The sequence below is a fragment of the Micromonospora sp. HM134 genome, from assembly GCF_007833915.1.
GTDB classification, from domain to species: domain Bacteria; phylum Actinomycetota; class Actinomycetes; order Mycobacteriales; family Micromonosporaceae; genus Micromonospora; species Micromonospora wenchangensis.
This window is the reverse complement of sequence record NZ_CP041061.1, coordinates 3,326,984-3,347,951: the sequence shown is the minus strand read 5'-3', so window position 1 is coordinate 3,347,951 and position 20,968 is coordinate 3,326,984. Positions and strand designations below refer to the sequence as shown.

Here is a 20,968-nt window from a genome sequence, read left to right as displayed (position 1 = left end):
GTCGCCCCCGGCCGGGACAGGCCGGGGGCGACGCGCAGCCGGCCGGAGCCGGGCCGCGCCGTCGCCGACAGGCGGCATGCGACGGGCGGCAGGATCGGGAGAGCAGGTCAGGCGGTGGTGGGCACCTCGACGCGACGGGGGGCGGCCTCCATCGCCCCGGGTCGGGTGACGGTGACCGCCGCCGCCCGGCTCGCCCACCGGGCCGCCTCGTCGATCGCCGCGCCGTCGAGCAGCGCGTCGGACAGGGCGGCGCAGAAGGTGTCCCCGGCGCCGGTGGCGTCGACCGCGTCGACCCGCTCCGCCGGGATCAGCCACTGCCGGTCGGTGGTCACCACCAGCGCGCCGTCAGCGCCGAGGGTCACCACCACCGGCCCCCGGGTGCCCAGCGACCGGGCCATCGCGGCCAGCGCGTCGACCCCGGCGTCCGTCGGCGGCGCGCCGGCCAGGGCGGCCAGCTCACCCCGGTTGGGCACCAGCACGTCGACCCGGGCCAGGGTCGCCGGGTCGACCGGGCGGGCCGGGGCCGGATTGAGCACCACCAGCCCCTCGGCCAGCCGTACCGCCTCGGCCACCACGGCGGCGTCGACCTCCTGTTGCAGCAGCACCGCCCGCGCCGACCCGAGCAGGTCCCGCAGCGGGCCGAGATGCTCGGCGGCGAGCCACATGTTCGCCCCCGAGCTGACCGCGATGGTGCTGTCGCCGTCGGCGGTGACCAGCACGATCGCCTGCCCGGTGGGCCGGGGGGCGCGCAGCACCGCCTCGGTGGCCACCCCCTCGGCGGCGATCAGCCCGAGCAGCCAGTCGCCGTCGGCGTCGATGCCGACCGCGCCGACCATCGCCACCCGGCGACCCAGCCGGGCGGCGGCGACGGCCTGGTTGGCGCCCTTGCCGCCGCCGGCCCGCCGGTGGTCGGCCGCGCCGAGCACGGTCTGCCCGGGGGCGGGCAGCTCGTGCAGCGGCACCACCACGTCCACGTTGAGGCTGCCCACCACCACGATGTCGGTCATCGCCGGTCAGCCCTGCCCGGGACGCCAGGCGTGCGGCAGGAAGTCCGCCCGGGGCGGGGCGAAGACGTCCACGTTGATGCACGGGCCCTCGGTCGGTTCGATGTAGTGCTCCGCGCCGCGCGGCACCAGCAGCATCGAGCCCGGCCCCATCGGGTGTGGCACGCCGTCGACGTAGTAGTTGCACCGGCCGCCGAGGATCAGCACCAGCTGGTCGAAGTCGTCGTGGTGGTGCGGGTTGAGGTCCATCCCGACGGCCAGTTCGTGCCAGGCGAAGAGGACCTCGTCGGTGGCGTACACCTTGCGGCGCACCCCGGGCCGGACGTCGGTGGCCGGGATGTCGTCCCAGTTGACCGAGGTGCGGTAGAGCTGCGGGTTGAGCATGTGAACGCGTCCCTTCTCGGGCGGGTCAGAGGGGTGCGGCGAGCCGACGCAGGCCGGTGCCGAGCAGGTGCAGGTCCGAGCCGACGACGAGGTAACTCGCGTCGGTCAGGCCACAGCGGTCCAGCGCCACGGCGGACCGCTCGGGCACCCAGCCGCCGAGGTGGGTCCCGGTGGTGCGGGCCGCGGCGGCGATGTCCCCGGTACGCCGCAGCAGCGGCCCCGGGTCGTCGGTGGTCGCCAGGCCCAGGCTCACCGCCAGGTCGGTGGTCCCGACGAAGCCCACGTCCACCCCGGCCAGCAGGGCGGGCAGCGGGTCGTCGGTGGTCGCCGTCTCGATCTGGGCCACCAGTACGGGCGGGTGCTCGGCCTCCACCGCGAGGTACCGGTCGAGGCCGTCGCCGCCGTACCCGGCCGACGGGTGCGCCAGGCTGATGCTGCGCCGCCCGTGCGGGGCGTACCGGCTGGCCGAGCGCAGCGCCTCCACGTCGGCCCGGCGGCGGACGGTCGACAGCTGCACCCCCACCGCCCCGGCCTCCAGCAGCCGGTTGACCTGGCCGGGGTCGACGGCCGGCACCCGCACCAGCGCCGGCAGGCCGGCCAGGGCGGCGAGCCGGAGCTGGTCGGTGGCGGTCCGCTCGTCCAGGCCGGAGTGCTCCAGGTCGATCACGACGAAGTCGAGTCCGGAGCGGGCGGCCAGGGCGATCACGTCACCGCCGGGCAGCTTGACGAACGTGCCGGCGAGCTGGCCCCCGGCGCGCAGCGTCGCCCGCAGCCGGGCGCGGTGGCCGTGCACCCCGGTCGGCGGGGTCGGCTCGACGGAGGTCGGCGGGGTGGGCCGCAGTTCGCCCGACACCGGCCCGACGGCGGACATCAGGGCCTCACGCCCCGGTGGCGGGCAGCCCACGCCACGGCACGGTCGGCACCTGCTCGCCGCCGAGCAGCACCACGCTCGGCTCCAGCCGGGGTGCGGTGATCTTGTTACCGGCGGCGTCGGGCAGCACCGCCTCCTCGGCCTCGGCCAGCACCGTGACGTGGGCCGGGCCGCCCTCGACCAGGGTGCCGTAGCCCTCGGCGTCCAGGCCGGTCAGCCGGGCCGGCGCGGACGTCACCCGGGGCACGAGCTGCTCCAGGGTCATCCCCATCGCGCGCAGCTTGGCCATGCTGGTGACCAGGTCGAACACCGGGCCGCGCCAGTTGCGGGCGCTGGTGTCGGAGGTGACCACGTCGGGCAGGAAGCCCTGCTCGATCGCCGGGCGGGCGACGGCGAAGCTGAGGTTGCTCTTGCCGTGGGCGGATTCGAACAGCACCCCGCGCTCGCGGGCGGCGTACACCTCGGGCAGCACCGTGCCGTCGTTGAGGATGCCGTACGGCTTGCCGGTGTAGCAGTGCGCCACCACGTCGCCGGGGCGCAGCAGGGGCAGGATCACCGGCAGCGGCTCCGGCGTCTCCCCGATGTGGATCATCAGCGGCAGGCCGGCCTCGGCGGCGAGCGCCAGGGAACGCTTGAGCAGCGGACGCCAGTCCAGCCCGACGACGTCCTCGGAGAGTCGGATCTTGAAACCGCGTACCCGGTGCGGGTTCGCCTCGGCCACCGCCAGGGCGTCCTCGGGGACGAGCGTGCCCGGGTTGATCAGCTCACCGAAGCGGAAGTCGATCAGGCCGAGGACCGAGACGTTGAGGAAGTTCACCAGCCGCATCCGGGCCGGCGCGGCGACGTACTTCTCGAACGCGGCGAAGGTGGACGCGCCTACGGTGCCGGCGTCGCAGGCGGCCACGACGCCCCGGTGCAGGTGCGCCTCGTCCGGCGGGGCACCGACCTTGGAGACCTCGGCGAAGATGTGGGTGTGCGCCTCGACCAGGCCGGGCAGCACGTACCGCCCGGCGCAGTCGATCACCCGGTCGGCGTCGGCGGCGAGGCCGGGCGCGATCCGGGCCACCCGGTCGCCGGTCACCGCGACGTCGGCGACCTGGCTGGTTCCGGTCTGACCGTCGAACACCTGGCCACCGGCCAGCACCAGGTCGTACCGCTCGGAATTCTCACTCATGACATCGGGCTCTCTGTGCGAAGCGAGTGGGTCGACGCGTCGACGGCGGCCGGCGCGGGGTGGTCCGGGCTCTCGGCACCGAACCGGGTACGCAGGGGCAGCACCCCGGCGACGGTGACCTCCACCTGGTCGCCGGGGCTCAGGAAGCAGCCCCGGTCCTGACCGGTGCCGGTCGGGGTGCCGGTGAGCACCACGTCGCCCGGCTCCAGCACCACGTACCGGGTGATCCAGGCGAGCAGGTCGGGCACCGGGAAGATCAGGTCGGCGGTGCTGGCCTGCTGGCGCAGCTCGCCGTTGACGGTGGTGCGTACGCCGATGGCCTCGCGGTCGGCGACCGCGCCCAGGCCGAGCACGGAGGCGCCCAGGGCACCGAACCCGGGGAAGCTCTTGGCCAGGGTGGGGTTGCCCGTGGCGGCCATCACGTCCCGGGCGGTCACGTCGTTGGCGGCGGTGACGGCGGCCAGGTGCGCCCAGACCTGCCCGGCCGGGGTGTGGTGCATCCGGGTGCCGACGACCAGGGCGACCTCGCCCTCGTAGTCGGGCTGGCTGCTCACCGAGCCGGGCAGCGGCACGGTGTCCCCCGGGCCGGAGCCGGCGCTGGGCGACTTCAGGTAGAGCACCGGCTGGGTGGGCAGGGCCCGGCCGGTGGTGCGGGCCTTGCAGTGGTAGTTCAGCCCGACGCCCCACACCGCGCGGGTGGCGGCCAGCGGTGGGCGCAGGTCGCCGACGAGGGTCTCCAGCGGCAGGCGGCGGCGGACCCGGGCCTCGGCGGCGGGGGCGAGCCCCCGGCCGGCGCGCAGCAGGGCGGCCACGTCCGGGGCGGGCAGGTCGAGCAGTTCGACGTCGTCGCCGGTGATCCGGCCCAGCCCGTACCGGGTGGCGACGAGGTGCGCGTCGGTGGGCGCGGGGGCGGTCATGCGGCGTCCGAGGAGTGGCCGGGTACGGTGCCGAGCGCCGGGTTGACCAGCGGGGCCAGGTTGTTGACGGCGGCGGCGGCCTCACCGAAGCCGACCGAGATCAGCCGGACCTTGCCGTCGTAGTCGGTGATGTCGCCGGCGGCGAAGACCCGGGGCAGGTTGGTCCGCATCGACCGGTCCACGGCGACGTAGCGGCGGCGCATCTCCAGCCCCCAGCGCTCCATCGCGCTCAGGTCGGCGATGAAGCCGAGCGCGGCGACCACCGCCTGGGCGGGCAGGGTCTGCCGGCCCTCGCCGCGCACCTCGGCGATCCGCACCGCCTCGACGGTCTGTTCCCCGTCGATCCCGCACACCTCGTACGGGGTGAGCACCCGCACGGTCGACTCGTGCAGCTGGGTGACGCTGCGTTCGTGGGCGCGGAACTGCGGGCGGCGGTGCACCAGGGTGACGCTGCTGGCGTACGGCTCCAGGGCCAGCGCCCAGTCGACGGCGGAGTCGCCGCCGCCGACCACGACGACCTCCTGCCCGGCGAGTTCCTCCAACCGGGGGACGAAGTAGCGCAGGCCCCGGCCGAGGTGGTCGCTGCCGACGGGAAGTTCGCGGGGGGTGAAGGTGCCGATGCCGGCGGTCAGCAGCACGGCCGCCGCCCGGACCTGGGTGCCGGTGTCGGTGCCGATCAGCACGTGGTCCTCGGCGCAGGTCAGCTCGATGGCGCTCTGCCCGAGCAGGAACGTCGGCTTGGCGGTGGCGGCCTGGGTGAGCAGGGCGTCGACGAGTTCCTGGCCGCGCACGGCGGGCAGGCCGGCGATGTCGTAGATCGCCTTCTCGGGGTAGAGGGCGGCGATCTGCCCGCCGGGTTCGGGCAGCGAGTCGATCACCGCCACGCTCATCCCCCGGAAGCCGGCGTAGTAGGTGGCGTAGAGACCGGCCGGGCCGGCGCCGATGATCGCGAGATCGACCTCGTGCCGCTCGGCCATCAGCTGGCGCTTTCCGCGACGGCCGGGTGGTCGTGGCCGACCCGGCCGATCTTGCGGGCGCCGCCCGGGGTGCCGATCTCGGTGAAGAACTCGGCGTTGATCGGCCCGAACCGGGCGCGGTCGGCGGGCAGGTCGTCGAGGTGGAAGATCGAGGTGACCGGGCAGACCGGCTCGCAGCGCCCGCAGTCGACGCACTCGTCGGGGTTGATGTACATCATCCGGTCGCCCTCGTAGATGCAGTCCACCGGGCATTCCTCGACGCAGGACCGATCCTGTACGTCCACACATTCGTCGGTGACCACGTAGGTCATCGGTCCTCCTGCGGTTCGGTCGGCCGGCCGCATCCGCGTCGCAGCGGCAGGTCCGGGCGCGCAGTCGATCCGGGGTGCCGGGCCCGTTCCGCGACGTCGCCGGATGCGGGGCGATGTCGTTTGGTGTCAGGCCACGCTAGAGACAGCGCCCAGAGTATGTCAACATACGAGACGTCATCTTGAATGAAGTCACGCTGGCGAGAGGGAGCGGATGGACGACGAGGTACCGGCGCCCCTGCGCCACGCCGCCGCGCGGGCGGTCGACGAGGCCACCCTGGTCGACGCCCTGGCCGCGCTCACCGCCCAGCCCAGCCCGTACGGCCGGGAACGGGCCACCGCGCTCCGGGTCGCCGACTGGGCCACCGCCCGCTGGCCGGAGCTGTCCTGGCGGGTCGACCCGCTGGAGCACACGGCGACCACGCCCGACAGCGCCAACCTGGTCGGCGGCTCCGACCTGGGCGACCGCCCCGAACTGTTGATCTACTCGCACCTGGACACCTCGCTGACCGGCGGGACCGGGTTCGACGCCCCGATCACCGGCCGGCACTCCCCCGCCCCGGCGCTGGAGCTGTCCGGCCCGGCCGGGGAGGTGGTCAGCGGCTTCGGCCTCGGGGTGGCGCGGGCGGCGGCGGCCGCCGCCCTGGTCGGTTACGCCGCCGCCGCCGAGACCCTCCGGGCCGCCGGCCGGCCGCACCGGCTGACCCTGCTGCTCGCCGCCACCGGCACCCACCGTGACGACCCCACCGCCGGGCCGGAGGACGGTGTCGCGCCGGCCCCCACCACCGGCGGGGTCCTGCACCACCTGCGCGGCCGGCCACGACCGGCCGCCGCGATCGTGGCCAAGACCAGCCCGCCGGGCATCCTCACCGCCGAACCGGGGGCGATGTTCCTGCGGGTCCGGCTGTCCAGCGGGTTCCACCCGGCGCTGTTCCGGGACACCGCCACGCCCCCCGGCGGGCTGCTCGCCCACCTCGGCGTGGTCGTCGAGGCGCTGGAGGAGTTCCGTCGGGTCCACCTGGCCCAGCGGGCCGACCCGGACGCCCCGGTCGGGGCGGAACTGGGCCTGGGGGCGGTGCGGGCCGGCCAGCCGGGCAAGCCCGACCTGCTGCCCGGGGTGCTGGACCTGCACCTCTACCTGACCACGGTGCCCGGCGACGATCCGACGCAGATCACCGACGCACTGCGGGCCACCCTGACCCGGCGGCTGCGCGACACCCCGCTGGCCGACTGCGGGCTGGCCGTGGCCGGCCATCCGGCCCACCCGTCCGCGGCCACCCCGCCCACCGCGCCGATCTGCCGGCACGCCGGCGCCGCCTGGCTCGCCGCGTACGGCCGGCCGCCGGTGCCGCTGCGCGGGTGGACCGGGTCGACCGACGGGGTGGTGCTGCGCGCCCGGGGAGTGCCCACCGTACGGCTGGGCCCGCCGGCGTTACCGCCCGATCCGACCGACCCGCGACGGGAAAGGTACGCCCTGCCGGAACTGGTGCGTTTCGCCCGGTTGTACGCGGACATCGCGCTGCGCCACCAGCAGGCATCGACAGGCTGACGTGTCATATGCCATGATACTGTCTCACTCTGCGCACAAAGGAATCCAGATGGCGGACGATGCCCCTTCGCCGGTCAAGAGCGCTGACCCCAGCTCACCGGCGATCCAGACCGTGCAGCGCGCGGCGGTCATCCTCAACGCGTTCACCGCGGCCCGCCCGCGCCTGAGCCTCAACGAACTCACCGCCAGCCTCGGCACCAGCAAGGCCACCGCGCACCGCTACACCAAGGCGCTGCGGGAGAGCAACCTGCTGCGCTACGACGAGCGGGAGGGACTCTACTCCCTCGGCCCGCAGATCCTGACCCTCTCCGCCGCCGCCCGCGCGGCGATGCCGGTGATCAGCATCGCCGGCCCGCGCATGCAGCAACTGGTCCGCGAGATCGACGAGACGGTGGTGCTCAGCGTCTGGGACGGCGACACCGCCGTGGTGGTCCGCGCCGACGACAACACCGACCGGGTGATCCGGGTCAGCGTCCGGACCGGCTCCCGGCTGTCCCGCACCGAATCCGCCCAGGGCCGGGTGTTCTGCGCGTTCCTCCCTGAGGCCGACGTGCCGGGGCTGGCCGAGGAGATCGCCGCCTCCGCCGAGCTGCGCCGGGAGGTCGAGAAGATCCGACGGACCGGCATCTCGGCCAACACGCCCTCGGCCAACGGGGTCCGCAGCATCGCCGCGCCGATCTTCCGGGGCAGCACCCTGATCGCCGCCATGGCCATCGTCGGCACCACCACCTCGGTCCCCGAGGGCACCGACAGCACGCTCGCCATCGCCCTGCAACGCGTCGCCGCCCTGGTCACCGCCGAGCTGGGCAGTGGCGGCAACGGCCACCTGCCGGTCAACGCCAACGGCCAGCACCCTGCGGCCGGCGGCAACGGTCACCGCTGACGTAGGCGGGCCACCCCGGCGTCAGCCCGCGCCGAGCGCCTCGGACAACTCCCGGGCCACCAACCGCAGGCTGTCCGCCGCGGCGGCCTCCACCGCGCCGGACAGCGCCGTGCTGGTGCCCAGCACCGCCAGCGCGGCCACCACCTGGGTCCGCTCGAACACCGGCGCGGCCAGCACGCGTACCCCGAAATCCTCCGGGGAGTTGACCGCGAAACCGTCCCGGCGGACCTGCTCGACGACCGCCCGCAGGCCCGCCGACAGCCGCAACTGGCGGGCCACCGAGGGCGCCTCGGTGGCCGACAGGTAGGCGCAGAAGACCCGGCCCTGCGCCGAGCGCAGCAGATCCAACGGCGAGCCCGTCCGCACGCTGAGCCGCACGTCGCCGCTGGTGTTGTCCATGCAGCGGACCACCGTGGGCGCCTCACCGTTCCACACGCTGAGTACCGAGGTCTGGTTGGTCAACCGGGTGAGCCGGTCCAGGTGGGGTTCGGCGGCGGTGACGATGGGCAGCGCCGCGCGGGCGGCGGCCTCCATCGCCAACACCTGCGGACCCAGCGTGTAGGTGGCGGTGGCCACGTCGAAACGCAGCAGGTTGGCCGCCCGCAACGCACGGGCGTACCGGTGCGCGGTGGCCCGGCTGACGGCCAGGTCGGCGGTCAGCTCGGCCAGGGTGAGCCGGGGCCGCTCCACCGAGAACGCCTGGAGGATGGTGGCGGCCCGCTGCACGGTCTGGATCGCCGGCGCGTCACCGGCCGACTCGTCGACTCCGCCCGTCACCGCGTCACCTCGCACTCGCCGTCCACCGAAAGGCGAACTCTACCGAGCACGGGCCGCATCCGGCGACACGGACACCACCGCACGCCGGGTCCGCAAAGCCGGCTACGCCGGACCGCCCGCCCCCGAACCGGGGACGGGCGGCGGTTCGGAGGCACCCGCGAGCTGACGGTGGACCTCGCCGCTGTCCCAGTAGTCGACCCGGTGGGCGATCAGACCGTCGGCGTCGACCCGGAACCGGAACACGCCACGGATGCGCACCGGGGCCCGGCCGGCCGAGGCCAGCCGGAACGACATCCGGTACGCCACCGCCGCCCGGTCGGCGTCGGCGAGTAGCTCCTCGACCTCGTAGCGCAGGTCGACGAACTCGGCCAGGAAGCCGTCGAGCCGGGCCCGGTAGCGGGCCCGGCCGACCACCGTCCGACCGAGGGCGGCGGTGTGCTCGTTGACGAAGTCGACGCTGACGCAGCCGGCGACGGCATCGGCGTCGTGGGCGTTCAACGCCGCCAGGTACCGCTGCACGGCGGCGCGGGTGGACGCTGCGGTCAGCTCCCCCACCGACGCCGCACGGTGTCGAAGACCTGCTGGTCGTGGGAGATCTCGATGACGTTGCCGTCGGGGTCCTTCAGCGCGCAGATGTAGCCGACCGGCGGCGGCATCTGACGCGGCTCCCAGTGCAGGCAACCCAGCTCGCGGGCCCGCCCGGCGATCTCGTCGACGTCCGAACGCTGCGGCACCTCGATGCCGATGTGCGCGAACGGGTGCAGCAGGCCGAGCTGGCCGCCCTTGTCCTTGTTGAAGGAGACGAGCACCAGCACGAACGGGGTCTCGACCTGCTTGTCGTTGGAGAGCCAGACGCTCTCGCCGTCGGCGTCGGCGAACCGCTCCACGACCACCAGCGGGGTGAGCGTGGTGTAGAACGAGATCGCCTTGTCGAGGTCGCCGGTAGGCAACGCCACATGCGTCCATCGGGCTTGGGTCAGGCCGGTCGCCACTGTTACCTCCACCGTACCGAAATGTCCATCACTATCGCGTTCACCAGCCTATTCACTGTTCGGCGGCCGGGTCGATGTGCCGGGGACACAAAGCCGGCGGGTCCGCTTCGACGCGCCGGGACGGTGCCGCCGGCCGGCCCGCGTGCCAGCGTGGGGGCACATCGCGTACGGGAGGACGATCGGATCATGCAGTACCGCAGACTGGGTGGGACCGGGGTCGAGGTGAGCACCCTCTGCCTGGGCACCATGATGTTCGGCGCCTGGGGTAACACCGACGAGCAGGAGTGCCACCGGATCGTCGCCGAGGCGCTCGACGCCGGGATCAACCTGGTCGACACCGCCGACGTGTACGCCCACGGCGAATCCGAGGAGATCCTCGGCCGGGCGCTGCGTGGCCGCCGCGACGACGTGGTGCTGGCCACCAAGTTCCACGAGCCGATGGGGGACGACCGCAACCGGCGCGGCAACTCCCGCCGCTGGATCAGGCAGGCGGTGGAGGGCAGCCTGCGCCGGCTGGGCACCGACTGGATCGACCTATACCAGGTGCACCGCCCCGACCCGCTCACCGACGTCGACGAGACCCTCGGCGCGCTGACCGACCTGGTCCGGGAGGGCAAGGTCCGGATGATCGGCACCTCGGCGTTCCCCGCCGAGCAGATCGTCGAGGCGCAGTGGGTGGCCGAACGCCGGCAGCGGGAACGCTTCACCACCGAACAGCTCGGCTACTCCGTCCTGACCCGGGGTGTCGAGGCCGCCGCCCTGCCCACCAGCGCCCGGTACCGGCTCGGCGTGCTGGTGTTCAGCCCGCTCAACGGCGGCTGGCTGACCGGCAAGTACCGGTCGACGGACGTACCGGCGGACTCCCGTGCCGGACGCAACGGCGACCACTTCGACTTCCGCGACGCCGCCGCCCGGGACCGCAAGCTCGCCCTGGTCGACGAGCTGGCCACCCTCGCCGACGAGAGCGGTCTGACGCTGATCGACCTGGCGCTCGGCTTCGTGCTGAGCCACCCGGCGGTCACCAGCGCCATCATCGGCCCGCGTACCCTCGCCCAACTGCGCAGCCAACTGCCCGCCGGGGAGCCGGCCGGGCTGCCGGCCGACGTGCTGGACCGGATCGACGAACTGGTCCGGCCGGGCCACGACGTCAACCCGGCCGACGCCGGCTACCGGGTGCCGGCCCTGACCGACCCCACCCTCCGCCGCCGACCCTGAGGGTTTTTTGGCGCTGTTGTGCCGGTGTGGCGGTATCGGAGCGCTCTGATACCGCCATACCGGCACGACAGCGCCGAACGGTGGCGCGGTCGTGGTCAGGTCACCCGGAGCGTGGCGGCGAGTTGGATGACCGTGGCGGGGGCGTACGGGTCGCGGACCAGCCGGGCGAGGACCGCGCGGGCCGCGGGCCGCAGGCGTACCTCGCAGGGGGCGGTGCGCTCGGCCGCGACCAGGACCCGGCAGGCGTTGCCCGGATCACCGGCGTTCAGGTAGGCGCGGGCGGCGTCGAGCAGGTGCCCGGCGCGGTGTTCGGTGGGCAGCCACCGCCAGCCGTCGCGGGCGGTGGTCTTCTCGTGCCAGGCCACCGCTGCTCTCGCCTCGCCCAGGTCGAGGGCGGCGACGACCCGGGCCAGATCCACCGCCACCGGTCCGAACCCGGTCCGGTGATGGTCGTGGCCGTCACCCACCCGGTCCGCCATCCCGGCGGCCTCGTCGAGCAGCGCGGCCGTGGCGTGATCGTCGCCGTCGCGGGCGGCAGCCAAAGCCGCCTGCACGACCAGCGTCCCGCACAACGACAACTCCGGGGCGGACGCACCGTCGAGGTCGGGCGGGGCGATCCGGTACGCGGCGGCCAGTGCCGTCGACCGGGCCGCCCGCACCCGCCCCGACGCCCGCAACACCTGGCTGAGCTGCACGGTCGCGGCAGCCACCGACCCCACCTCACCGGCCGCGACAGTCATCGCCCGGTCGGCAGCCAACCAGGCCAGATCCACCTCACCGAGCTTGACCAGCAGTGCTGCGGCAAGCCGGTACACCTGCACCAGCACCGGCCGGCCCGCGACCGGATCACCGGCATGGGCACGCTGCGCGCCACCCACCAACCCCGGGAGCATCCCGGTCACCTGCGTATACCGGGCATGCTGGAAGGCGACCCACGCGTGGGTGACGTCCCGCCCCACACGATCCGCCGGCACGACCCGGCCCGGCACTGACGGCCTTCCCACCACGACGTCGTACGTCGACAGCGCCTCCCGGACCCGTTCCACCGCCTCGACCGGACCGGGCACGTCGGCCGGCCGGAGGTCCCGGCCGAGCAGCACACCCGGGTCGATGCTCAGAACAGCGGCGATGTCCTGGAGCGTGGACACCTTGTCCAGCGTCCGGACACCCCGCTCGACCTTGTCTACCCAACTCTTCGACTTACCCAACCGGTCGGCGAACACCTGCTGCGACAACCCACGCCGCCCCCGCCAGTGCGCCACCCGCCGGCCGACCGGCAACAACTCACCGCCCTCCACGACGCCACCGCCGATCCGGCACCGCCCGCGTCGTCTCCTCCACCGGAATCCGGTCCGCCTCGGCCTGCGCGAGCAACCGCTGCCGCGCCGCCTCCCGCTCGACCGCCTGAATCCGCTCGCCCCGGCTCTCACCCGGATCACGTTCCCTGTCGCCCACCCGCGTCCCCTCCGCAAGGGCCCGGCGGTACGAACTGAAGCTGCCGCCGCGCACGATCAGCGGCGCAGCGGCGGCCGGTCACCAGACCGACGAGGCGTCACCGCACCGTGGTCAGGACGCTACGGAGCGCGCACGGAAGGCTGGAACGCTTACGCACCACCCGTGGTCAGGCTCATCCGTTCGCACAGCCCCCGCAGCTCGGGCGAGGTAGCCCCCTTACGCAGCAACGACCGCGCCGTCTCCCGGGCGGCGACCGACGAGCGGGCATGCTGCGGCCCGATCCGCTCCGCAGCGAGCAGCATCCGCACGGCGTCACGATCCCGACCGGTACCCTCGGCCGCCCGGCTCATGTCGAGCCAGAAGTACACCTGGCGCACCGCCGGCAGACCGGCCACCTCCACACCCGCCGCCGTCCGCATCGCCAATTCCGGGCGACCCGTGTCGAGCTGGAACGCCATCGTCCACAGGGCCACGTTCCGTGGGCCCCAGACCAGATCCCAGTTCTCGGTCTCCCCGGTGTGCGCGGCGATCCGCGCTGCCTCGGCGAGATGATCCTCGGCACCGGCCCGCTCCCGCAGACCGGCGAGATGGTGCGCCCGCGCCAGGTGCAGGAACCCCAGCACGTCCAACGCGCCATCGGCAGCGCTACCCGCAAGATCGGCAGCCGCCGCGTCACACCACGCGCGCGCCGACCCGTACGCCCCGGAGTAGGCCGACACCCGCGCCCGGTTGGCCGCCGCCACCCCGACCGCCACCCCGTCGTCGAGCAACCCGGCAGCCTCGGCACAACGCTCAGCCGCCAGCCAGGCATGGGCCGGATAGCTGACGTTCAACAACGACCCCATGGCCACGCCATACACCGGCACCATCTCCGACAACGCAGCCCGCCGGTCCGCCAGGCCGTGCATCGCCGGCACGAGATCCACCAGCCGCCGCAACGCACCCGCGTAATCACACCGCCCGTACAGACCACGCACCAACGCCGCCTCACGGCGCACCTGTTCGAGCGTCGCCGTCGCGGCGGAACGCCGGGCCATCGGCGTGTCCATCATGACCCGCCACACCCGCTCGGCGTCGATCCGGGCTGCGTCGAGCTGCCGGTCAGCCGGTGTGTACGCCTGACCCGTCAGGTCGACCACCGAACACTCCAGGGCCGCCGCCAGATCCACCACCATGTACCGGTCGGTGCGCTGTAGTCCCCGCTCGATACGCGACCACGACGTATGGGAGATGCCCGCCCGGCTGGCCGCATACCGCACGCTCCAACCACGCAACTCCCGACGGGCACGAATACGATCACCGATCGACGGATCGTCAGGAATAGAGCGACGAGGCATCAGCGCACTCCCCCGGTGACACGAGATCCCTGCCAGCCGAAACCGACAGGCTGCCACCACGGACCGTACACCCGTACCACCCGATGCGTGACGCCTGCTCATCCGGCCCATCCGCCGGACGGACGTCGCGTGATCGACTCAATGTCGCCGATGTTGGGGGGTCGAAGTCACTTCGATACCGCCACATCGGCGAAATAGCGAAAAGCGTCGACGGGCGTCCCCGCGACACGGCGAAAGGCGTCGGCGGGGCGATCAGATCCAGCCCTGTTCCCAGGCGATCGTGGCGGCGTCGGTGCGGGAACCGACGTTGAGTTTCGCCATCGCGGACGAGATGTGGTTGCGGACGGTGCCGTGGGCGAGGCCGAGCTGCCGCGCGACGTGCTTGGTGGGCAGGCCGTCGCGGGTCAGCCGCAGCACGTCGATCTCCCGGGGCGTCAGCGGGCTCTCCTGCTCGGTGAGCGCCGACGCGGCGAGACGGGCATCGATGTAGCGTTCGCCGGCGGCCACCGACCGGATGATCCTGGCCAGCTCGGATGCCGGGGTGGACTTCGGCACGAAGCCGTGCACCCCGGCGTTCAGCGCCCGCTTCAACGTCCCCGGTCGGGCGTGCCGGGTGACGATGACGACCTGCGTCGCGACGAGCCGCAGCAGCCGGCGGGCGGCGTCGACCCCGTCGAGTCCGGGCATTTCGAGGTCGAGCAGGGTCAGGTCGGGGCGGTGGGTGACGGCGGCGGCGACGGCGGCCTCGCCGTCGGCGACGTCCGCGACGACCTCGATGTCGGCCTCGAGGGAGAGCAGCGCCACGAGCGCGCCCCGGATGAGTTCCTCGTCGTCGGCGATCACGATCCGGATCACCGGCCGGTCCCCCGTCGTCTGCCCGGCGGGGTCGGCTCCTGTGGGGCAGGCCCCGCAGCGTCCGGCGCGGGGATGCGGACGACCAGCACGAACGTGTCACCCTCACGGGTGGTCTCGACCGTTCCGCGCTGGGCCGCGACGCGTTCGGCGAGGCCGGCCAGGCCCGTGCCGTCGCGGCGCGGCACCCCGGCGGCGTCGTTGGTGACGGTCAGCCGGTACTCCGCCGCGACGCGGACGAGTTCGATGGTGGCGTCGGTCGCCCGGCTGTGCCGTAGCACGTTGGTCACCGCCTCCCTGATCGCGACGGCGAACACCGCGCCGAGGGCCACGGGCAGGTCCGGGGTGTCGATGCGTGCGGTGCAGCGGATGCCGGCGGAGCGCAGCACCGCCGCCGCGTTGCGTGCCTCCGTCGCCACGGTGACGGTGCGGTAGTCGTTCACCACCGCGCGGGTGTCGTCGAGGGCGACCTGCGCGATCCGGCGGATCTCGGCGATCTCCCGGCCGGCCCGTTCGGGCTGGCCGGTCAGCAGGCGCTCCGCCAGTTCACTCTTCAACGCGATCACCTGGAGGTTGTGGCCCTGGATGTCGTGCAGGTCGGTCGCGAACCGGAGCCGCTCCCGCGCCACCGCCAGGTCGGACGCGAGCCGGCGGGCGTGTTCCAGCCGCAGCACCACCTGCTGCACCCAGACCGCGCTCAGCGGCAGCAGGGTGAACACCGCGAGGGTGCTGAGCACGATGGCGTCGGCGGCCGCATCGGGCGGCGGCCCGACGCGCGACGGGGCCAGCACGCCGATCAGGCCGCCGAGACCGATCACCGCCCAGCAGCCGAGGATCACCGTCGCCCGCCACCGGCCCCGGACCAGACAACTGAGCACCCCGCCCGCCATCGCCAGGGTGAACGCCCACCCCCAGCCGGCGAACGGCGGCACGACGGCCAGCACCCACACCGCGCCGGACATCGCCAGCAGCACCAGGACGAGCGGATGGCCGGGCGGCACCTCGTCGGGGCCCCGCAGCAGCAGGGGAATCGCGGCGAGCCCGGCCAGGACGGCGGCGGTCGTCGCGGCCACCAGGACGACCGTCCGGGGGCCGCTTGCCACGCCGACGCCGAGCAGCACCTGCACGACGCCACCGATCAGCATGCCCAGCCCCAGCGAGAGCACCGTGAACAGGCGCATCGCCCGCAGGTCGGCGGCCACTCGCGGCGCACCCTGCCAGGTGTCCGTCACCGGCTCAGCGTAGCGACCGGGCCGTCAGGAAGGCCCTGGTCTGCTGGGCGATCTCCGGCGACAGGGTGTGGTGCAGGTAGTGGTCGCCCGTCAGGAGGACGACCTGACCGGTGTCGACGCTCGCCGCCTGCCGCTCGTGCAGGGCGACCCAGTCCGCCACGTCGGTGTCGTTCGACCGGACGAACAACAGGACGGGAAGCCCCTTGGGGAAGGTCTTCCCGCTGACCGCGGCGAAGTTCGCCGGGACGTGCTCCATCTCGTTCACCATGGTCGGGGCGGCCGTGTTCTTCGCGGTGAGCAACCGCAACTGCTCCCGGGTCCGCTCGTCGTAGGGCAGGCCCGCGTACGGGTCGTCGGCGATCGCCGCCAGGGCGCGGGTGAGGCCGAGCCTGCTCAGGCCGACGATCACGCCGGTGGGAATCGGGTCGTCCCAGCCGGGCTGGTCGGGGACGCTGCTGTCGATGCCGACGAAGGCGACGAGTTCGTCGGGGTAGCTGGCGGCGTAGGTCAGCGCGTAGATCCCGGCGACCGAGTGGCCCATCAACACGTACCGGTCGATGCCGAGGTGCCGCAGCGCCTCGTGCACCTCCCGGGTGATGTTCGCGGCGGTGCGGTCGGTGTCGGCGGGGTCGCTCAGGCCGGTGCCGAACGGTTCGACCGCGACGACCCGGTAGGTGTGCTGGAGTTCCGTGATCAGCGGTTGGAAGTCGAGCCCGGGGGCGGCGGTGCCGAGGCCGGGCAGCAGCACGATCGTCTCGGCACCGCTGCCCGCGACCACCACGTTCATCTGCTTGCCGTCCACGGGGACGAGTTGCCCGTACCGGGTGATCGAGGAGGCTTCCGACCTCGTCGCCACGACGTTGACCACGGCGGTGGTGGCGAGCAGGAGCACCGGCACGGCGACCAGGACACCGAGGGTGGTGAGCACGACTCGCACGGGCTTACGCATGGGTTCTTCTTTCGGATCGGCGGCGCATCCGGATCACTCCCGGGATGCCTGACCAGCCAATCAAGCGCGCGAGGCGCTGGAGAAGTGTCCCGCTGTCACGACCGATCGTGACAAAAAGTCATGGTATGCCCCGTGGGACCGCCGGGTCCTCGTGAGCAACGAGAGACGACCCCCACGGCGGGCGGGTGCCGACCCAGAAACCCACACGGCGCAGCGACCGCCACCGGAGGAGGGTGGCCGCTGCGCCGTGTGGGCGGACCGGAGTCGGGGAATCCCCCGTCAGGTGGTGCCGCGTTGGAACGGTTGGGCCAGCGCCCGGGGTTCGCGGTGGGCGGTGGCGAACACCAGCATCGCCAGCAGGGCCAGCAGGTAGGGCGCGGCGATCAGCAGCTGCGAGTTCATGGTGACCCCGAGCGCCGGCAGCGCCAGCCGCATCGCGTCGGCCAGGCCGAAGACGACGCAGCCGATCAGGGTCCGGCCCAACCGCCAGGCCCCGAAGATGACCGCCGCGATGACCAGGTAGCCCCGGCCGGCGGTCATGTTCTGGTTGAACGAGCCGACCTCGCCGACGGCCAGGTACGCCCCGCCGAGCCCGGCGAGCAGCCCGCACCACAGCAGCGCCTGCCGCCGTCGCTTGTTGACCTCGATCCCGCTGACGTCGGCGGCCTGCGGGTTCTCCCCCACCGCCCGCAGTTCCAGCCCCCACCGGCTGCGCTCGACCAGCCACCAGGTCAGCGGGATCACCGCCAGCAGCAGGTAGACCGGCCAGCGTTGCACGAACAGCATCGGGCCGACGATCGGGATGTCCCGCAGCACGGGGATGTCCACCTGCCAGACCTGGTGGCCGGTGAAGGTGCTCACCGTGATCAGGTAGCTGGTCAGGCCGAGCACCAGCGCGTTGAGCACCAGGCCGACGACGAACGTGTTGATCTGCACCCGGTGCGACAGGACGCCGTGCACGAACGCCACCGCGACCCCGACCAGCGCACCGGCCACCAGGCCGATGGTGGCGCTGCCGGTGGCGCTGGCGACCGCGATCGACCCGAACGCCGCCCCGAGCATCATCGCCTCGACGGAGATGTTCAGGGTGCCGGCGCGCTGGGCGACGTACTCCCCGCAGGCGGCGAAGGCCAGGGGCACGGTGAGCCGGGCCCCGCTGGAGAGGATGGTGGCGATGTTGTCGGCGGCGCTCATGCCAACCTGCCTTCCATGGCGTCCTTGGTGCCGGCGGTCCCGGCGTCGCCGGGGTCCGCCGGTTCCGGCGCGGCGGACCGGGGGGCCGGCACCGACGCCGCCGGGGCCGGCGGGTCGGCCGGCTCGGGCGTGGCCACCGCGGCGACCGGGGTGGTCGGGGTGGTGGGGGTCGCCGGCTGGTCGGCCAGGCGGCGTCGGCGCAGCATGCCGATCACCACCGGCGGTGCGACGAAGGCCAGCACCAGCAGTGCCTTGACCACGTCGACCAGGAACGACGGCACGCCGGTGGCGGCCAGGAAGCTACCGCCGGCCCGCAGCACGCCGAACAGCACCGCCACCGGGATGGCCAGCAGCGGGTTGTTCCGGGCGACCAGGGCGACCAGCAGGCCGTCCCAGCCGATGTTGAGCGACATGCCCGGCTGCAACCGGTTGGTGCCGACCGGGCTGGTCAGCAGCAGCGCGCCGGCCAGGCCGGCCAGCGCCCCGGAGATCGCCAGGGCGATGCCGCCGAGGGCGCCGACCCGCACGCCCGCGTGCCGGGCCGCCGCCGGGTTGAGGCCGACCATCTTCAACCGGAAACCCCACCGGGTACGCGCCATCACCAGCGCCAGCACGACCGCCACCACGACGGCCAGCACCAGACCGCCGTTGAGCTGGAGGTTCGGGTAGTCGCCGAGGGAGGTGAGCCGGGCGTTCTCCGGCACCGGGTTGGACTGGGGCGACAGGGTGCCCCGGCCGAGCCGGGACTCCTGGAGCAGCCACGGCGTGTTCACCGCGAACGAGATGAGCTGCTGGGCGAGGAACGTCATCAGCATCGTGCTCACCACGATGTTGACGCCCCGGAACCGGTACATCAGGGCGCTGAGTCCGGCCCAGACGCCGGCACCGACCACCGAGGCGAGCAGCACCAGGACCAGCAGCAGCGGCCCGGGTACGGCCAGCCGCAGGCCGACCCACGCGCCGGCGAGCGCGCCGATCAGCACCTGCCCCTCCTGGCCGATGTTGAAGAAGCCGGAGCGGGCGCTGACGCAGGCCCCGACGGCGACCAGCAGCAGCGGCGCGACGTACAGCAGGGAGGTGGACCAGGCCGCCGGGGTGGCCATGCTGCCCTGGTAGAGGGCCTTGGTGGAGGCGGCCGGCGAGCCGCCGGTGACCGCGATCAGCAGGGCCGACAGGCCGAGCGCGACGCCCACCGTGGCGACCGTGGCGAGGCCGACCTGCCAGCCGCCGGGGCCGGGGTTGAGCCGGCGCAGCAGCCGCTGGCCGGTGCCGTCGATACCGAGGGTGGCCATCAGTGACTCACCCCGCCGACCAGCATGCCGAGCCGCTCGGCGGTGGCCTCGGCGGTGGGGAGCACCCCGACGATCCGGCCGGAGGAGATCACCGCGATCCGGTTGGCCAGGGCCATCACCTCCTCCAGCTCCGTGGAGATCAGCAACACCGCCACCCCTTCCGCGGCGGCCTGCCGCAGCCGCACGTACATGTCTTCGATCGCGCCGACGTCCAGCCCGTGGGTGGGTTGCGCGGCGACCAGCGCCTTCGGCCCGGCGGACAGCTCCCGGGCGAGCACCACCCGCTGCTGGTTGCCGCCGGAGAGGCTACGCAGCGGGGTGTCCGGCGAGGGCGCCACGATGTTGAACTCGGCCATCTGCCGCTGGGCGATCCGGTGCATCCTGCGTCGGCTGAGCACCCCGCGTGCGGTGACCCCGGCGAGGGACTTCATCACCAGGTTCTCGGCGACGCTCATGTCGAGCACGACGCCGGAGTGGTGCCGGTCCTCGGGCACGATGCCGAGACCGGCGGTGTGCAGCGCGCCGGGCCGGACCAGGTCGACCGGCCGGCCGTCGAGCTCGACGGTGCCGGAGTCGGGGACGAGCAGCCCGGACAGCAGCTCACCGACGGTGGCCTGGCCGTTGCCCTCGACGCCGTACAGGCCGACGATCTCGCCGGGGGCGACGTCGAGGCTGAGCTTGTCCAGCACCGGCAGGCCGCCGACGAGCAGGGTCACCTCGCGCAGCCGCAGCGCCGCCGGCTGCTCCGGCGTCGTCGGGTCCCCGGCCGCGGGGGCGACGCCCTCGACCGGTTCGGGACGCTCCACCGGCAGCAGGCCCAGCGCCGCGCTCTCGGACTGCAACGACACCTCCCGGCCGACCATCTGCCGGGCGAGTTGCTGGGCGGTGGTGTCCTTCGTCGCGCCGTGGAACGCCACCGCGCCGCGCCGCAGCACGGTCACCCGGTCGGTGGCCGCCATGATCTCGGCGAGCTTGTGGCTGATCAGGATGACCGCCCGCCGTTCCGCCTGCACCACCCGGCGCAGCACGGTGAACAGCTCCGCCGATTCGGCCTGGGTGAGCACCGAGGTCGGCTCGTCCAGGATCAGGATGGACGGGTCGCGGCGCAGGCACTTGATCAGCTCGACCCGCTGCCGTTCCCCGGCGGAGAGCCGGTCGATGCGGGCGTGCGGGTCGATGGGCAGCCCGTACCGGCGGGACACCTCCTCGACCTGGGCGCAGGCCGCCGCCCGGTCGATCCGCCCGGTGTCGCCGAGGATGACGTTCTCCCAGACGGTGAGCGGTTCGATCAGGCTGAAGTGCTGGTGCACCATGCCCAGGCCGAGGTCGGCGGCGACCTGCGGACTGTCGATCTCGACCGGTTCGGTGCCGCGCGTGATGGTGCCGGCGTCGCGGTGTACCAACCCGAGCAGGATCTTCATCAGGGTCGACTTTCCGGCCCCGTTCTCGCCGAGCAGGCCGTGGATCTCGCCGGGTCGTACGGCGAGATCCACGGCGTCGCAGGCGACAACCGGACCGTAACGCTTGCTGACCCCGCGCAGGGTGAGAGCCGGCGTCAGCTGGTCGTCAACGTCCACAGTCCGTTACACCTCGTTGGTCGTCGGGC

At 73.5% G+C, this 20,968-nt stretch carries 22 protein-coding genes; 3 read left to right on the top strand and 19 right to left on the bottom strand.

All coding sequences use genetic code 11. The features are described 5' to 3' along the window. Positions 1-107: 107 nt before the first annotated feature. Genes FJK98_RS14400 through fdxA form a run of 7 tightly spaced genes read right to left on the bottom strand, consistent with a single transcriptional unit; the run spans position 108 to position 5,638 of the window. Positions 108-1,007 (bottom strand): ribokinase, encoded by a 900-nt coding sequence (locus FJK98_RS14400; RefSeq protein ID WP_145919471.1) that lies wholly within the window; start codon positions 1,005-1,007, stop codon positions 108-110. Positions 1,008-1,013: 6 nt separating this feature from the next. Beyond that, complete coding sequence (locus FJK98_RS14395; RefSeq protein WP_088647236.1) at positions 1,014-1,388, bottom strand: cupin domain-containing protein; 375 nt, start codon at positions 1,386-1,388, stop codon at positions 1,014-1,016. A gap of 25 nt (positions 1,389-1,413) precedes the next feature. Beyond that, positions 1,414-2,259, bottom strand: a complete 846-nt coding sequence (locus FJK98_RS14390; RefSeq protein WP_145919470.1) for an HpcH/HpaI aldolase/citrate lyase family protein — start codon at positions 2,257-2,259, stop codon at positions 1,414-1,416. Between the two features lie 7 nt (positions 2,260-2,266). After that, positions 2,267-3,433 carry an amidohydrolase/deacetylase family metallohydrolase gene (locus FJK98_RS14385; protein WP_145919469.1) on the bottom strand — a complete coding sequence of 389 codons (1,167 nt, stop codon included), beginning with the start codon at positions 3,431-3,433 and terminating at the stop codon, positions 2,267-2,269. Further along, on the bottom strand, positions 3,430-4,350 hold the full coding sequence (locus FJK98_RS14380) for a fumarylacetoacetate hydrolase family protein (protein ID WP_145919468.1): 921 nt from the start codon (positions 4,348-4,350) through the stop codon (positions 3,430-3,432). Before FJK98_RS14380 ends, FJK98_RS14385 begins: the two co-directional genes overlap by 4 nt. Further along, complete coding sequence (locus FJK98_RS14375; RefSeq protein ID WP_145919467.1) at positions 4,347-5,327, bottom strand: NAD(P)/FAD-dependent oxidoreductase; 981 nt, start codon at positions 5,325-5,327, stop codon at positions 4,347-4,349. The genes FJK98_RS14380 and FJK98_RS14375 overlap by 4 nt, the downstream gene beginning before the upstream one ends. Further along, positions 5,327-5,638: a ferredoxin gene (gene fdxA / locus FJK98_RS14370; RefSeq protein ID WP_145919466.1), complete on the bottom strand. Its 312-nt coding sequence runs from the start codon at positions 5,636-5,638 to the stop codon at positions 5,327-5,329. Before fdxA ends, FJK98_RS14375 begins: the two co-directional genes overlap by 1 nt. 211 nt (positions 5,639-5,849) lie before the next feature. On the opposite strand from fdxA, the gene FJK98_RS14365 reads away from it, so the two are divergent. Continuing rightward, positions 5,850-7,184 (top strand): hypothetical protein, encoded by a 1,335-nt coding sequence (locus FJK98_RS14365; protein ID WP_145919465.1) that lies wholly within the window; start codon positions 5,850-5,852, stop codon positions 7,182-7,184. Positions 7,185-7,233: 49 nt separating this feature from the next. Further along, entirely contained in the window at positions 7,234-8,067 is an 834-nt protein-coding gene (locus tag FJK98_RS14360; protein WP_168222469.1) for an IclR family transcriptional regulator, read from the top strand. A 21-nt stretch (positions 8,068-8,088) separates the two neighbouring features. On the opposite strand, the gene FJK98_RS14355 is transcribed toward FJK98_RS14360, so the two are convergent. From FJK98_RS14355 to FJK98_RS14345, 3 genes are all read right to left on the bottom strand, one after another. Further along, entirely contained in the window at positions 8,089-8,844 is a 756-nt protein-coding gene (locus tag FJK98_RS14355; RefSeq protein WP_168222468.1) for an IclR family transcriptional regulator, read from the bottom strand. A 102-nt stretch (positions 8,845-8,946) separates the two neighbouring features. Then, positions 8,947-9,399: a nuclear transport factor 2 family protein gene (locus FJK98_RS14350; protein ID WP_240762841.1), complete on the bottom strand. Its 453-nt coding sequence runs from the start codon at positions 9,397-9,399 to the stop codon at positions 8,947-8,949. After that, positions 9,387-9,800 (bottom strand): VOC family protein, encoded by a 414-nt coding sequence (locus tag FJK98_RS14345; protein ID WP_240762839.1) that lies wholly within the window; start codon positions 9,798-9,800, stop codon positions 9,387-9,389. The genes FJK98_RS14350 and FJK98_RS14345 overlap by 13 nt, the downstream gene beginning before the upstream one ends. A gap of 222 nt (positions 9,801-10,022) precedes the next feature. Here FJK98_RS14345 and FJK98_RS14340 point away from each other — a divergent pair, with 222 nt between their 5' ends. Next, a complete protein-coding gene (locus tag FJK98_RS14340; protein ID WP_145919462.1) occupies positions 10,023-11,051 on the top strand; it encodes an aldo/keto reductase in 1,029 nt (342 codons plus the stop codon). Positions 11,052-11,146: 95 nt separating this feature from the next. Here FJK98_RS14340 and FJK98_RS14335 read toward each other — a convergent pair whose 3' ends face one another. From FJK98_RS14335 to FJK98_RS14300, 9 genes are all read right to left on the bottom strand, one after another. Then, on the bottom strand, positions 11,147-12,349 hold the full coding sequence (locus FJK98_RS14335; RefSeq protein ID WP_240762837.1) for a helix-turn-helix domain-containing protein: 1,203 nt from the start codon (positions 12,347-12,349) through the stop codon (positions 11,147-11,149). Continuing rightward, on the bottom strand, positions 12,336-12,506 hold the full coding sequence (locus tag FJK98_RS34035; protein ID WP_240762835.1) for a hypothetical protein: 171 nt from the start codon (positions 12,504-12,506) through the stop codon (positions 12,336-12,338). Before FJK98_RS34035 ends, FJK98_RS14335 begins: the two co-directional genes overlap by 14 nt. Positions 12,507-12,655: 149 nt before the next feature. Next, positions 12,656-13,810 carry a helix-turn-helix domain-containing protein gene (locus FJK98_RS14330; RefSeq protein WP_240762972.1) on the bottom strand — a complete coding sequence of 385 codons (1,155 nt, stop codon included), beginning with the start codon at positions 13,808-13,810 and terminating at the stop codon, positions 12,656-12,658. Positions 13,811-14,095: 285 nt separating this feature from the next. Then, a complete protein-coding gene (locus FJK98_RS14325) occupies positions 14,096-14,698 on the bottom strand; it encodes a DNA-binding response regulator (protein WP_145919460.1) in 603 nt (200 codons plus the stop codon). After that, positions 14,695-15,927, bottom strand: a complete 1,233-nt coding sequence (locus FJK98_RS14320) for a sensor histidine kinase (protein ID WP_145919459.1) — start codon at positions 15,925-15,927, stop codon at positions 14,695-14,697. Before FJK98_RS14320 ends, FJK98_RS14325 begins: the two co-directional genes overlap by 4 nt. A gap of 4 nt (positions 15,928-15,931) precedes the next feature. Continuing rightward, on the bottom strand, positions 15,932-16,876 hold the full coding sequence (locus tag FJK98_RS14315; protein ID WP_145919458.1) for an alpha/beta fold hydrolase: 945 nt from the start codon (positions 16,874-16,876) through the stop codon (positions 15,932-15,934). A gap of 279 nt (positions 16,877-17,155) precedes the next feature. Beyond that, positions 17,156-18,070 (bottom strand): ABC transporter permease, encoded by a 915-nt coding sequence (locus tag FJK98_RS14310; RefSeq protein ID WP_145919457.1) that lies wholly within the window; start codon positions 18,068-18,070, stop codon positions 17,156-17,158. Continuing rightward, positions 18,067-19,362 (bottom strand): ABC transporter permease, encoded by a 1,296-nt coding sequence (locus FJK98_RS14305; protein WP_145919456.1) that lies wholly within the window; start codon positions 19,360-19,362, stop codon positions 18,067-18,069. The genes FJK98_RS14310 and FJK98_RS14305 overlap by 4 nt, the downstream gene beginning before the upstream one ends. Continuing rightward, entirely contained in the window at positions 19,362-20,939 is a 1,578-nt protein-coding gene (locus tag FJK98_RS14300; protein ID WP_240762834.1) for an ABC transporter ATP-binding protein, read from the bottom strand. The genes FJK98_RS14305 and FJK98_RS14300 overlap by 1 nt, the downstream gene beginning before the upstream one ends. Positions 20,940-20,968: the final 29 nt, after the last annotated feature.